This is a genomic window from Lacinutrix sp. Hel_I_90, assembly GCF_000934685.1.
GTDB lineage: Bacteria > Bacteroidota > Bacteroidia > Flavobacteriales > Flavobacteriaceae > Lacinutrix.
In genome coordinates this window covers 3,000,814-3,015,882 of the sequence record NZ_JYNQ01000001.1, presented here as the reverse complement: position 1 = coordinate 3,015,882, position 15,069 = coordinate 3,000,814, and the positions used below count along the sequence as shown (strand labels likewise).

Below are 15,069 nucleotides of genomic sequence, written 5' to 3'. Positions count from 1 at the left end.
TTACTTTTTAGCCTTTGATTCTTCTGTTTGTTTTTCTTCAAAACCCTTTACCAACATTCCAGAATACGCACCGGGCACTGGACGCTTAAGAATTACGGTTCCGTTTGGCACTGTTTTTAAAACGACTTTCGTGTCAGAAAAATAAACTGGCTTTACATCTATAACATCCAGTATGCTATCCTTAACCACAAAAATTTGCTGGTTCTCTAATAATAAATTCCGGTCTATTTCAATGGCATCTGTTTCTTGTTTGGCGTCTAATTGTGCTTCTAAATACATTCCTTCTTTAAGCGCCTCATTTTTCACTTCAATGTAAGCGGTAATGGTTTGTGTCGTGGCATCAATACTCCCGTTAACTCTTGAGATTGTTCCGGTATAGGTTTCTGTACCGTTTAGATTATTAAGGACCACGGCTTCCCCTTCTTTAAGTAAACCAGCATAGGTTTTACTTAGTGCCACCTCCATTTCGTAAATGGATGGATCTATAAACTCACCTAGTTTTTGTCCGCTTCTAATTAAGGAACCCTCAGTTACCAAAGCTTCGGTTAAAATCCCTGTGAAGGGTGCATTGATGTTATATTTTGAAAGGCGTTGTTCTAAATTCTTAACATTGTAGTAGTTTGTAACAATACCTCTACCGGTAATAAAATAATTTTCCTTTTCGGAAGTCATTTCTGGCAACTTAGGTGTTGTTTTATTTAAATCGAAACCATTGAGATAGTTTTGCCATTTACCAAAGACCTCTGGAAAATCTAAGCGTAAATCTGGCATTATAGCAGCAAGAGCATTGTAGAGGTTGCTTTTTGCAGATTGCACACTGGCATAATATTCGGCTGCATCTATTCGAATGAGTGTTTGTCCTGCACTATATCTTTGCCCTGGCTTAAAGAGTTTGCTGCCGTTTCTAAAAACACCCTGAACTTCAGCATATAATTCTACGCGGCGCTTGGCTGTTAAACTTCCATTTGCAGGTATAATTATTGGTATGGTTGCGTTTTGTACAGTATCTGTAAATACTGTTTTAACTACTTTTGCCTGTACAGGTTTTGGTTTGTTTTTATTGGCTATAAGACTTTTAGCTATAAAAAAAGAAGCTACAATAAGTAAAACCCCTAAAATGGAAAGTATAATTTTGCGCATTAAACTGTTTTTGATTGAAAAACAACAAAATTAACGCTTAGTTTAGCGGCTATACGTTAAAAAAAACTTAAAACTATTAAGCGTAATCTTCTAATTCTAAGGTAATCTCTTCCCATTTCTCCATTAAACGCTCCAACTCCTTTTTCTTTTTCTGGTAATTAGCAAAAAAGTTTTCCTTAGCAACAGCAATATCGTAATTTGTAGCTAATTCTACATCAATCTCCTTAATTTCCTTTTCTAACTGATTAATTTTAGATTCTGTATTACTGAGTTTATTATTTAAAGATTTTAATTTTTTCTGGTCTTCGTAGGACTGTTTATTTTTTTCTTTAGGCGCATCTTTTATTACTGTGCGTTTTTCGACTTCACGAAGATTTTCAACCTGACGTTGTTCTAAATAATAATCTACATCTCCTAAATACTTCTTTATTTTCTCATCTTTAAATTCGTAAACAGTAGAGGTTAATCCTTGTAAAAAATCACGATCATGAGACACTAGAATAAGTGTGCCTTCAAAACGTTTCAAGGCGTCTTTTAAAACGTTTTTAGACTTTATATCTAGATGGTTTGTGGGCTCATCCATAATAAGCACATTAAACGGCTGCAACATTAATTTAGCCAACGCTAAACGGTTTCGTTCTCCACCAGAGAGTACTCTAACATACTTTTCTGCTTCATCGCCTCTAAATAAAAACGATCCTAAAATATCACGGACCTTGCTTCTATTAGTTTCATTGGCTGCGTCTATCATCGTGTCTAAAACGGTTTTGCTGCCGTCCAGATATTCTGCTTGGTTTTGAGCAAAATAACCAATTTGAACATTGTGTCCTAACTTTAAATGACCGTCATGCTTCAAGTCGCCCACTAAAATTTTTGCTAAAGTCGATTTCCCTTGTCCGTTTTGTCCAACAAACGCGGTTTTTGCATCCCGTTCAATTAATAAATCGATGTTAGATAACACTTGATTGTCTCCATAATTTTTAGAAACGCCATTGGTTTCTACCACTATTTTACCTGGAGTAATAGATACAGGAAAATTTAAAGTCATCACACTATTGTCATCTTCATCAACTTCAATACGATCTATTTTGTCTAATTTTTTAATAAGTGATTGAGCCATGGTTGCCTTGCTCGCTTTGGCTCTAAACTTTTCTATGAGTTTTTCGGTCTGTTCAATTTGCTTCTGCTGGTTTTTCTGAGAAGCCAATTGTTGAGTTCTCAATTCTTCTCGAAGAACCAGATATTTTGTATAAGGTTTAGGGTAATCATAAATTCGTCCTAATGAAATTTCAATCGTACGATTCGTCACGTTATCTAAAAACATTTTATCGTGTGACACAATCACTACCGCACCAAAATAATTCTTCAAAAAGCCTTCCAACCAGATAATCGATTCAATATCCAGGTGGTTTGTAGGCTCATCCAGTAATAGTACATCATTATTTTGTAATAATAATTTTGCTAGCTCAATACGCATACGCCAACCACCAGAAAAGGTATCGGTTAAATTATTAAACTGTTCGCGTTTAAAACCTAAACCTTGTAGTATTTTTTCTGTTTCTCCTTTGTAATTATAACCACCTACAATCTCATATTGGTGCTGTACCTCATTGAGGTCAATCATTAATTGATTATACCCTTCACTTTCGTAATCTGTGCGCTCGGCCAATTGGTGATTAATAGTATCCATTTGTGCTTCAAGGGCCTTTATTTCGGTAAAAGCCTGATAAGACTCGTCTAAAACAGTACGTCCTAAAACAAAATCGATATCTTGTTTAAGAAATCCGATTTTCAATTCTTTATCCGAAGCAATTTGCCCTGTATCTGGTTCTAATTCCTTAGAAAGGATTTTTAACATCGTCGATTTTCCAGCGCCGTTTTTACCTATAAGACCAATACGGTCACCATTACCTAACTTGAATGTGATGTCTTCAAATAAAAATTCGCCTTGAAAGGAAATGGATAAATTATGAATGTTAAGCATAGAAAGGTGACTAATGTTATTAAGTTTTAAACTATTAAAACTTATTTTTGTATCTTATTATAAAATGCAAAAGTACATTAAATTATATGTTTAAAAAAGGCTCAAAATTATATAGTATAATTACAGGTGTTTGTCCTAAATGCCATGAAGAATCTATGTACATTAATAAAAACCCATTTGCACTGTCTCAGCTTTTTGAAATGCATGAACGTTGCTCTAATTGCAATACGAAATATAAAATAGAACCTTCGTTTTTCTATGGCTCAATGTATGTGAGTTATGGTGTTGGCATTGCTTTCGCTGTTGCGGCCTTTGTTATTAGTTATTTCTTTATTGGGAGCACACTCACCGTTGGTTTTATTTCTATTGTTACGGTGATGCTTATTTTCTACCCAATAATTGTTAGAATTTCACGTAATATCTGGATTAATCTTTTTATTAACTACGATAAATCTAGGGCAAAACCTTAGATTATTTTGGTGTCACCTGCAAGTCAGCCTTTACACTGTATCTTTTTTTCACCTAAGCCGCGCACAAAAAAATACCTTTTTCATCCTTAACTATAAACGACCTCTGCTTTGCTTGAGAAAGCAGTCCGTCTTATAAGGGAACATTAAACTTAAAGGCTATCGAAACGATTGCTGTCAATATCAGCTTCTATTGGTGTATTATGTTCAACTAACTCATAGAGTTGTTTCGCAACATATGGTGCAATCATTACCCCACGAGTACCTAAGCCATTGAGCACGTGATATTTTTTATAATTTTGATGTGTTCCTACTAACGCTCTCCTGTCTTTAACTGTTGGCCGTATGCCAGCAACTTGATTGACCACCTCAAATTCGCAATCTATAAAGGTTTTAAGCTTCTTCAATAACTGTTCTCTTGCTTCTGTTGAAATAGTGTTGGTTTTATCTTTATGCTCGTAAGTGGATCCTATTCTATATAAATCATTTCCTAAGGGAATTACAAACACACTTGATTTTAATACAAAATCTAATTTTAGATGGGGTGCATGAATGGTAATAAGCTCCCCTTTGGTACCTTCGAGTGGCAAATGATTAAAATACGGATTCTTATTTATACCAAAGCCTTCAGCAAAGATGAGATGCCTCGCTTCAAAATTCTTATATTTTATTATAGGGTCTTCAGGAGCTAGAGTATCATACTCAAAAGCTTCTTCTACCAGTAGCCCCTGCTGCTTTAAAAAGACTTTATATTCTGAGATCAATAGCTTAGTATCTATTCTTCCTGTTTGCAGGACTTCGCCGAAACCGTATGTTGCATCAATACACGCATTAGTGTTCTTCTGGATCGTAGTAGACAAATACTCTTCAAGACCTATTTTATCTGAAGCTAAAAACCAGTTGTTCTGTTCTTCTAATGAGGTAAACCGTCTTAAAACTGGAATTTTATAATCTAATGTGACCTTTAAACGTTCTTCTATTTTTTTATAAGTCGCTAACGCAATTTCCAGTTGTTCTTTACTCCTCCATACTGGTGTAAAGCGCTTTAAAGTCACAGGGTTATATAGCCCGCCTGCTACCGTGGACGATTGCTGAGAGTTATTATCAAAAACAACAAACGTTTTTTTATTAGCTAATAATTGCTCGCAAAAAGCAATTCCTGCTAAACCACTGCCCACTATGATATAATCAACCCTTCTAAATCCTCCCGAGGAGGCAACTGTGTTCAACTTACTCATTATATTTATTTAATTTGCTAAGGTAGTAGATTCCAGCATTTTTTATTGATCCTCATTTTAAATAATGATATCCCTAAAATTAGTATTTCAAAAGAATGACAGTAAAATGATACCCATTGGAGTACTCCATATAAAAAAAAACGCCCACTTAAAAAGTGAGCGTTTAAAATATACTATCATTTTAAATTAATATGACCACATATCTAATTCAAAGTTTCTAATTTTATCTTTGATACGTCTAGACTCTAAGAGTTGCATCAATGCATTTTCAGCAATATATTCTTCAACTTTACGGTCACCGTATACGTTTTCTTCTCTTGTAATGATTCCATTAAAACGTCTTGAGTTTAAAATGTGATCGAATGAAAATGGAACGGCACTGTTTTTAGAGTTAAACGATTTAGCATCATGTAATACTTGTCTAGCATCTGGATAGAACACCCAAAATAATGCATTAGGTTTTCTGTTGGCCTCATCTTTAGAATCAATAAAGTTAACATCTGGTGCAGCTGGTGCAATACCTAATAGACGGTACTTTAATTCTCCTTGACGTTTATCAAAATACCACATCCCTTTAATTAAGTAGGCGCTAATATCATAAGAAGCAATTTTCCGAGTAGTAATATACTCTGGATCTACAAAACCATCTGCATTAAATTGGTCGTAACCAATATCTAAAGTATCTATTTTAGTTGTGATGTCTGCTAATTCTACAGCGGTACGTTTACCAGTAAAATAAGAATCGTTATAAACGTTTTCTATTTTACCTTCGACAATTGCTTTTGTCAATACATCGTATAATGAACGTCTGTTATTTCCAATATTATTAGTATCCACAGGATAATATAATGGAAAGTTAACACGTTCATCTAAAATCACTTTTTCCCAAGTCATTTTAGCAAACATGATATCTCTATCATCAACATACCCATATTCTAGGGGTTTATCGTTATCTAAAGCTTTTTGTTGGTCAGTTCTCACGCCAATCTCTTTTGGAGTTTTAGCATTTAGAATGTTAGCCTGAGCAAAGGTAGTAGAAGTAAATACTACACCACATACGATTGCTAATAAAGATTTATAGTTCATTTTACTGTGTTTTTTTAAATTTAATTAATTACAAAGTGATTAGTTAGACAACTCTATAACTATTGGGGCAGCTGGCTTAATTCTAGGTCCATTAGACTTAGACTTAATATCAAATATTTGAATAGAAGACCCTCTTTTAGCCTTACCAATAGCAGCTTTAGCTTGACTATTCATTCTGTTACCAGAAACACTTACACTTGGTAATCCTTCAACTTTCATTTTAAATCCAGTTACTGTTAGTGGTAAATCAAAATCAAATTCTTCTAAAACGGCCTCTACTTTACCAATTTCCACATTGTTTCTTGGTAATGTAGCTGTTCCTATTTGACCAGCAATTTGACCTGATGGTTTAGGTATGTCTTTAATTCTAAAACTAGCTTTATCATTAACTTTAGAACCGTCATCTAATGTAGCAGTTACACTAATAGTCACTTCTCTACCTGAACCTGGCACCATAGAATATTGACCAGTTTTACTTCCTTTTTTTAAGCCTGGAGCACTAGCAGATACCTTATTATCTGGTACACCAGCAAAAGAAATTGTCATTGGATTTGAAACACCACGGTATACAACGTTCATTTTATCTGCAGAAATAGTTGCAGAGTTAGGTCTTGGCACTACAACGTAGTTAGCTACGATTGGAATTTCTAGCGGCTTACCGTCTTCTAAGAAAGTAAACTTACCTTCAATCTGATGCTCACCAACATTTCCAACATTAAAATCTAAATTAGCAGCTCCTGTAGAATCAATGGCTTCTGAAATATCAATTTCTTTCCCTTGAACTGTTAATTTTGTTGGCGTTACGTTTGCATATTTACCTAATACAACGCGTCCTTGAAATTTTTCACCTGCAAAAAATGCAGATTTATCAGCTAATACGATTGCCTTAAACTTATTTAGTGATACTGCAGCATCTAAGGTATTCCCTAAAAACAGGTTGAACATATTTGCTTCAGTAACCATAACGTCATTTTGCATCGCAGTTAACTTTGTGTATGATGCAATTGCTGGGAATCCTTGATAATGGTAATTTAACCAATCGATTTTCTTACCATCATTATTAACTACTTTATCAGTATCAAAACGCTTTTTAAAACTCGCTATTGCTGTCTGGTATTTAACGTCTGTTCCTAAAATATCAAGTATATCTTTTTTATACTGTTCAATTTTAGCCATGACCTCTTTACCGTCTTTAGTTAAATCATCTCCTGTAAACCATTTTTCATCAAGAATATCAGTCTTGTCCATCTCTTCGAATGGTAATTTACCAGTCTTAGGATCTACTTTATAATCTCCAGACTTTAACAACTCCACTTTTATAGTTTCGATGTATTTAAAAAATCGTTCTGAAACTATATTTACCTGTTTAGCTTTTTCCGCTGGAACAGCAAAATCTTCTGGTTTTTCTTCAGCCTTAACTAACAAGTTTGCTAATAGTGCTTCATTTTTTGCTTCAGTATCTTCGTTTGCATTAGCAAACTTCACTTCCATAAGTCCAAATGCCGATAGCACTTCTTTTGACATATTCATAGCCATCATTGCGATGAATACTAAATACATCAAGTTAATCATTTTCTGCCTTGCAGATGCTTTTCCTCCTGCCATATCTAATTAGTTTTTAAGTTATTAATTATACTAATTACTAATTAGTTTTTGTTCATTGCAGATAACATGCCACCATATACTCCATTTAATGAAGATAAATTAGACGCTAAAGATTGCATTTGTTCTTTTAATTTAGTTGCATTTTCAACTGACTCTTCATTAATAAGAGACTGACGATTAACGCTTTCCATTTGCACTTTGTACAAGCTATTTAATGATTCCATTTGTGCAGCAGCTAATGATAGTTCTTCACCATATCGCTTTTGTGCAGCCATAGAATCTACAGTTGGAGAAATGCCTTTTGCAGCCCCTTCAAAGTTTTTGATACTAGTACCTAAGCTTGCCATTAATTCACCATCGATCTTAGCTTCTTTTAATAAGCTATCTAATTTTTTAGATAACATGCCTTCAGCATCTTGAGGTTCTTCTTTTACACCTTTTTTAGTCAATGCACCACCAGCTAATTCCGGGTATACTAATGACCAATCTAAATCTGAATTTTGTTTTTCGAATGCAGAGTAAGTAAATACTAGAGCTTCTACAATCATACCTAATGTTAAAATCTCTGAAGCCAGTGGCCAGTGTTGTATTTTGAATAATGCACCTACGATTACGATTGCTGCTCCTAATCCGTAGATCATATTAGTTATTGTCATTTTTCCTTGTTGTGCCATAATTTCTTAGTTTTACGTAGTTAATTTATTTTTTAAGTAGGGTTTATAATTTAATATTTTATTTATCTTCTTGCATTAGAGGTTACTTCTGTTCCCATATAATCTTGTACTGTTCTGAAACCTATATAACTTCTTGCAGAATCTGCATATTCATAATCTCTTGAACTTACTTGTAAGAAATAGGCAACATCTTTCCAAGAACCACCTCTAACCACTTTTCGTTGGTTGTTTTCATCGTTAACACTTGGATTTATAGTTGACACAAACTCATATGAACCTGGATCGTAAGACCCATTCACCCATTCTGAGACATTACCAGCCATATTATATAGGTTATAATCATTAGGCTCGTAAGCGTCCGCTTCTACAGTATATAATGCTTGATCTGCGGCATAATCACCACGTAATGGTTTAAAATTCGCCATAAAACAACCTCTGTCATTCTTAGCATACGGTCCGCCCCAAGGGAAGGTTGCCGCTTGTAAGCCACCTCTTGCTGCATACTCCCATTCTGCCTCACTAGGTAAACGGTAAGAATTCACATAATGTCTCTTACGCTCTTTTCTATACGTATTGTGATGCTGTGTTCTCCATTGGCAAAATGCTTTTGCCTGTTTCCAAGACACTCCAACTACTGGATAATCACTGTAAGCGTCATGCCAGAAATAATCATTATGCATTGGCTCATTATAAGAGTACGCAAAATCACGAATCCATGCTGTAGTATCAGGATAGATCGCTACTTCTTCTTTATGGATAACATCTTTACGACGTAAATTTTTATTTTTTGCCGCTTTAGCTATGTCCATGTAGGTGAATTGGAACTTAAACTTTGTGACATCCCAAGTACGTTGGCCGTTATAAGACTCTTCGATAGGCAAGTACATCGTATCCATAACTTCTACATAGTACTCATCTGGGTAGTCAGCCGTATCGAAAACCAAGTCAATATCTCTATTTAACTTTCTTCCTTCGTAACCTGTTTCACCGAGACCACTATAGTTATCAATCATATACTTTTCGTAAGCAGACATATTAGAAGAATCGGCATCTTTAAATGCAAATTCACCAATCCCTCCGTTACCTGGAACTTCTCCCACTTCATCCGCTAAGATTGCGAGTTTTGTTCTAATGGTTGAATCTCTCACCCATTCTACGAACTGGCGATACTCACTGTTTGTGATTTCTGTTTCATCCATATAGAATGCTCTAACAGTAACCGTTTTTGCAGGCGCATCTTGAATTCCAGCTAAATCATCATCAGCTTTACCCATAATAAATGCACCTCCTGGTACTAATGTCATACCATAAGGTTTTTCTGGATGCCATTTTTTACCTTTAACACCTACTAATTGTCCCTTGTCCTTAGACCCGCAACTAAGTAAAAGTGCTAAAACTGCCGTTAATACTATAAATTTCTTCATATTCATTGTAAAACTCGAGGTTAATTTTATACTCTTGATTTTTTTAAGACCGTAAACATATTTATATATTTCCTAAAAAACAACTTTTTAACTAAAAAATTTACGTTTCATCGTAAAAAAAACGCTTTTTAACGATAAATATTATGTTAAAATCGATAGTTGTTCAATTACTAGACACTATTTTTCTGATATGCCTTATACCATCTATTTGGAATTTCACCGTCACATGCATCAAGATAGTCTTTTTGCGTGCAAGGTAATAACGTATGCTTCTTTAATTTATTATTAACATTTACTAAAAAAGGTATTTCTATCCACCAACGTCCTGTTTTAGTGCTTTTATAAAATATTAATTCTTCTGAATCTGCTAATGTAGTAAATTTCTGATGACTATCATCGTTCAGAAAATCATCATCCTTTATTCTACAATTAACACCTTCAACGAAATACCATAGCATTTGCGAGATTAACATCGCAGTGACTTCGTCGTCATAAGAGGGCTTGTATTCAAAAATCCCAAAAGCAGATACTTTGTTACTAATCCCTGCGTAACGCGCAACTGCACAAATTTCTTTTCCATCCAGACCATTGGGAGACACCCGTTGCTTTAAGCTAACTTCACTTGCTTTAACAGCACCTAAATCGATACTTACAATATTAGCATCACGCATCACTGGCTCAACTAAAGTAATATCATTAGAAACCTCACCTAAGCGATAGGCTTCAAAATATAAGCGCTCCATTAAGTCTATTTCTTCCTGAGAATTAAAATAGGTTTGATAACCAACAGTTGCATAATTGAATAAATTATAAGGTTGATCTAATATCACCTTACCCACAAAGCTGTTATTCTTAATTGGTTTTGTAGAATCTCCTAGATCGAAACACGAATCGACATTCACAATATTTACCATTGGCATTAAATGATCGTAAGCACGATACATTGCGTAAGTTAAATCCTGGCTACCACCCAATACAATAGGGATGATTTTTTTTTGAACTAAAATCGAAACTGTAGTTTTAAGCGCAAAGTAGGTATCTTCAACAGACTCTCCTTTGTTTATATCACCTAAATCGGCAATAGTGGTATTCCAACTCCCGGGAAATAAGGCATAGAAAGATTTTCTAACTTCATTAAGCTGAAATGTCTCCCCTATATAATTTATGTCATTACGATTTTCTAATACGCCAATAATAGCAATAGAAACACCTTCTAAATCTGGCATGCCATTATGTTGCGAATGAATTTTTAATTTCCTCCCCAACGCTTGCATGGATAACAACTCATTATGAGCCAATACTGCATCTTGAACAGGCGATAAAAAATTAAAATTCATAACTTATTTCTTTTTAGTTGCCGTTTTCTTTTTAGCAGCTGGTTTTTTCTTTGCTGCCTTTTTCTTTGGTGCATTTTTTTCTATGATACCCTTCACTTCATCCAAAGTCAATGCTGCTGCATCTACTGTTTTTGGTAGTTCAATTTTCACCTTACCTTTTAAGATGTTGAATCTCCCCCAACGGGCTTTCTCCACACGAATACCTTCTTCTTCCCAATTGTGAATAACCTTATCTATTTCCTTCTGAATCTTCGTTTCAATCAATTCAACTAGTTCTGCTTCAGATAAATTATCCCAATCGTATTTTTTATTCACGTTAATAAACATACCATCCCATTTAATGAATGGTCCAAATCGTCCTTTTCCTTTGGTTACCCCTTTACCTTTATAAGTATAAATAGGTGCATCTGCGATTTCTTTTTCTTTAATCAACGCAATCGCTTCCTCTTTTTCTATACTTAGTGGATCTTGACCTGGTGCTAAAGAAATAAATTTCTCCCCATATTTTACATAAGGTCCAAATCGGCCATTGTTTACTTCAACTGGCTCGCCTTTATACTCTCCTAATTGTTTCGGAAGTTTAAACAAGTCCATAGCCTCTTCGAAAGTAATACTCCCTAGTTGTTGCTCTGGGCCTAAACTTGCAAACGTTGGTTTTTCTTCATCATCTACAGTTCCCATTTGGACCATTGGTCCAAATTTACCTAAACGAACACTTACCCGTTTTCCTGTTTTTGGATCTTCTCCTAGAATACGTTCTCCAGACTCACGCTCAGCATTTTCTTGTACATCCACAACTTTAGGATGAAAGTCCTTATAGAATGCCTTCATAACATTCTTCCAGTCTGCTTTACCTTCTGCGATATCATCAAACTGATCTTCTACATTTGCAGTAAAACTGTAATCTAAGATACTCTCAAAATGATTTACCAAGAAATCAGTCACAATCATTCCAATATCTGTAGGCACAAGTTTACCTTTATCTGAACCAACTTTTTCGGTTAGTAGATTGTCTTTTACTTTATCATGCTTTAAAACGAGTTGTGTATACTCCCGCTCTTTACCATCAATGGTTCCCTTTTCAACATAATTTCTGTTCTGAATGGTAGAAATAGTTGGCGCATAAGTAGACGGTCGACCAATACCTAATTCTTCTAATTTTTTCACCAAAGAAGCTTCAGTATATCTATATGGTGGTCTTGAATAACGCTCTGTTGCATTAATGTAATTATTAAGTAAAGTTTCGTTTACTTTCATGGCTGGCAACATGCCTTCCTGCTCAACATCTTCATCATCGGTGCCTTCTAAATACACTTTTAAAAAGCCATCAAAAGTAATAACCTCTCCGTTTGCTGTGAAGGTTTCATTATGTGCTGCTGCGTTTATTTTTACATTGGTACGCTCTAGTTTTGCTTCACTCATTTGTGAGGCAATGGCACGTTTCCAAATTAAATCGTATAATCTTGCCTGGTCTCTGTCTATAGCAACAGAATGTACTGAAAAATCTGTAGGACGAATGGCTTCGTGGGCTTCTTGTGCGCCCTTAGACTTACCTTTATATTTACGCTCTTTTGAATACTCTTTTCCGTAAGCCGCTGTAATTTCTTTCTCTGCTCCTTTTCTAGCTTCATCACTTAAGTTTACACTATCGGTTCTCATATAAGTTATTAAACCGGCTTCGTATAAACGCTGTGCCATGTTCATGGTTTTACTTACTGAAAAATACAATTTTCGTGAGGCTTCCTGTTGTAATGTAGACGTTGTAAATGGTGCAGCAGGTGCTTTTTTAGCTGGTTTTTTTTCTAAATCGGAAACCTTAAATGTAGTGTTTGCATTTTGCTCTAAGAATTTTAAAGCCTGTGCTTTCGTTTTTATGGTCTTAGGAAGCTTGGCTTTAAAAGACTGGCCTTCTTCATTTGAAAATTCAGCATCAACTCTATAAGACGCTTCAGGTTCGAAATCATTTATCTCACGTTCGCGCTCAACAATTAAACGTACAGAGACAGACTGTACACGTCCAGCAGACAAACCGCCTTTTACTTTACGCCATAATACAGGAGACAATTCATAACCTACAATTCTATCTAATACACGACGTGCTTGTTGCGCATCGACTAAATCGTAATCTATTTGCCTTGGGTTCTCTACCGCTTTCTGGATTGCGGCTTTTGTAATCTCATGAAATACAATTCGCTTTGTTTTGTTTTTATCCAGACCTAAAGATTCTGCTAAATGCCATGCAATAGCTTCTCCTTCTCGATCTTCATCACTAGCTAACCAAACCATTTCTGCCTTCTTAGCCAAATCTTTTAGCTTTTTAACTACGGCTTTCTTATCTGTAGAAACTTCATATTTTGGATCGAAATCACCTTCTACATCTACTCCTAATTCTTTAGAAGGCAAGTCGGATATATGTCCGTAACTTGACTCAACTTTAAAGTCTTTTCCTAAAAATTTTTCAATTGTTTTAGCCTTTGCAGGTGACTCAACTATAACTAAATTCTTCGCCATTCTTCGATTTTTTGAAGCTACAAAGGTATATGAAAAAAAATTTATCAACCTAATTTAATCTGTTTTAGCATAATTTAACACACTGTCATATTGTCATAACACATAAAATAATATATCTTTGCATACTTATTGAATGATAGACTTTTCAGGACATCTATGGAAAAAACAATTGACGAAAGCAAACAAGGAAACGCACTTGTTTTAAAGGAGAAGGAGAAAAACACCAAAAAACTTTTTATAGAAAGCTATGGCTGTGCTATGAATTTTAGTGACAGTGAAATTGTCGCTTCCATTTTAGACAAAGAAGGCTATAACACGACCAATAATCTTGAAGAAGCCGATTTAGTTTTAGTTAATACCTGTTCTATTAGAGACAAAGCAGAACAAACCGTTCGTAAGCGCTTAGAAAAATATAATGCGGTAAAGCGTATAAATTCGAAAATGAAAGTTGGGGTTTTAGGCTGTATGGCAGAACGTTTGAAAAGCAAATTTTTAGAAGAAGAAAAAATTGTTGATCTGGTTGTAGGACCAGATGCTTATAAGGATTTACCTAATTTATTAGCTGAAATTGAAGATGGCCGCGATGCCATTAATGTGATTTTATCTAAGGATGAAACCTATGGCGATATTTCTCCGGTGCGCTTAAATAGTAATGGCGTTACCGCCCTTGTTTCTATTACTCGTGGTTGTGATAACATGTGCACGTTTTGCGTCGTACCTTTTACCAGAGGCCGTGAACGTAGTCGTGACCCACAAAGCATAATAGAAGAGGTTAACGATTTATGGCTGAGAGGGTTTAAAGAAATCACCTTGCTCGGGCAGAATGTTGACAGTTACCTTTGGTATGGTGGCGGAATGAAGAAAGACTTTGTTAAAGCGTCAGAAATACAAAAGGCAACTGCTGTAGATTTTTCAAAATTATTACAAATATGTGCTGAAACTCAGCCCAAGATGCGCATTCGTTTTTCGACTTCAAATCCTCAGGATATGAGTTTAGAGGTGATACGTACCATGGCGAAGTATGATAACATTTGTAATCACATTCATCTCCCTGTACAAAGTGGAAGTAACCGTATTTTGAAAGAAATGAATAGACTACACACCCGAGAGGAGTATTTTACTTTGATCGATAATATTCGTGAGATTATTCCTGGTTGTTCTATAAGTCAAGACATGATCGCTGGTTTCCCTACTGAAACTGAAGAAGACCATCAAGACACCTGCTCTTTAATGTCTTACGTAAAATATAATTTTGGTTATATGTTTACCTATTCTGAAAGACCAGGAACGCTAGCAGAACGCAAACTAGAAGACGATATTCCTGAAACGGTAAAGAGTAGACGATTAAGTGAAATTATTGCTCTTCAACTTAAGCATAGTGAATTTAGAACCCGTGAGCATTTAGGCAAAACCGTAGAGATTCTTATTGAAAAAGAATCTAAAAAATCTAAAGACCAATGGTCTGGACGCAGCGAACATAATATTGTTTGTGTATTTCCAAAAGAAAATTACACTATTGGAGATTTTGTTAATGTGAAAGTAACAGATTGTACTAAAGCGACACTAATAGGTGAAGCAATTAGTTTAAGTAAAAACAATTAAT

The 15,069-nt window shown here is 35.1% G+C and carries 11 protein-coding genes; 2 read left to right on the top strand and 9 right to left on the bottom strand.

Annotation, left to right across the window (positions count from 1 at the left end):
• On the bottom strand, positions 1 to 1,140 hold the full coding sequence (locus GQ46_RS13270) for an efflux RND transporter periplasmic adaptor subunit (RefSeq protein ID WP_044402935.1): 1,140 nt from the start codon (positions 1,138 to 1,140) through the stop codon (positions 1 to 3).
• A 76-nt stretch (positions 1,141 to 1,216) separates the two neighbouring features.
• A complete protein-coding gene (locus tag GQ46_RS13265; protein WP_044402933.1) occupies positions 1,217 to 3,124 on the bottom strand; it encodes an ABC-F family ATP-binding cassette domain-containing protein in 1,908 nt (635 codons plus the stop codon).
• Positions 3,125 to 3,210: 86 nt separating this feature from the next.
• Here GQ46_RS13265 and GQ46_RS13260 point away from each other — a divergent pair, with 86 nt between their 5' ends.
• Complete coding sequence (locus tag GQ46_RS13260; protein WP_044402932.1) at positions 3,211 to 3,594, top strand: DUF983 domain-containing protein; 384 nt, start codon at positions 3,211 to 3,213, stop codon at positions 3,592 to 3,594.
• Positions 3,595 to 3,743: 149 nt separating this feature from the next.
• On the opposite strand, the gene GQ46_RS13255 is transcribed toward GQ46_RS13260, so the two are convergent.
• The 7 genes from GQ46_RS13255 to topA form a co-directional block, all read right to left on the bottom strand.
• Entirely contained in the window at positions 3,744 to 4,829 is a 1,086-nt protein-coding gene (locus GQ46_RS13255) for an FAD-binding oxidoreductase (RefSeq protein WP_044402929.1), read from the bottom strand.
• A gap of 186 nt (positions 4,830 to 5,015) precedes the next feature.
• Entirely contained in the window at positions 5,016 to 5,915 is a 900-nt protein-coding gene (gldN, locus tag GQ46_RS13250; RefSeq protein ID WP_044402926.1) for a gliding motility protein GldN, read from the bottom strand.
• A 39-nt stretch (positions 5,916 to 5,954) separates the two neighbouring features.
• Positions 5,955 to 7,520, bottom strand: a complete 1,566-nt coding sequence (gene gldM, locus GQ46_RS13245) for a gliding motility protein GldM (RefSeq protein ID WP_044402923.1) — start codon at positions 7,518 to 7,520, stop codon at positions 5,955 to 5,957.
• Positions 7,521 to 7,561: 41 nt separating this feature from the next.
• On the bottom strand, positions 7,562 to 8,194 hold the full coding sequence (gldL, locus tag GQ46_RS13240; RefSeq protein ID WP_044402920.1) for a gliding motility protein GldL: 633 nt from the start codon (positions 8,192 to 8,194) through the stop codon (positions 7,562 to 7,564).
• A gap of 62 nt (positions 8,195 to 8,256) precedes the next feature.
• Positions 8,257 to 9,624: a gliding motility lipoprotein GldK gene (gene gldK, locus GQ46_RS13235; RefSeq protein ID WP_082041763.1), complete on the bottom strand. Its 1,368-nt coding sequence runs from the start codon at positions 9,622 to 9,624 to the stop codon at positions 8,257 to 8,259.
• 164 nt (positions 9,625 to 9,788) lie between these two features.
• Positions 9,789 to 10,955, bottom strand: coding sequence for a formimidoylglutamase (locus GQ46_RS13230; RefSeq protein WP_044402917.1), 1,167 nt, complete (start codon positions 10,953 to 10,955; stop codon positions 9,789 to 9,791).
• A 3-nt stretch (positions 10,956 to 10,958) separates the two neighbouring features.
• On the bottom strand, positions 10,959 to 13,466 hold the full coding sequence (gene topA, locus GQ46_RS13225) for a type I DNA topoisomerase (RefSeq protein ID WP_044402915.1): 2,508 nt from the start codon (positions 13,464 to 13,466) through the stop codon (positions 10,959 to 10,961).
• A gap of 156 nt (positions 13,467 to 13,622) precedes the next feature.
• Here topA and miaB point away from each other — a divergent pair, with 156 nt between their 5' ends.
• On the top strand, positions 13,623 to 15,068 hold the full coding sequence (gene miaB / locus GQ46_RS13220; protein WP_044402912.1) for a tRNA (N6-isopentenyl adenosine(37)-C2)-methylthiotransferase MiaB: 1,446 nt from the start codon (positions 13,623 to 13,625) through the stop codon (positions 15,066 to 15,068).
• Position 15,069: the final 1 nt, after the last annotated feature.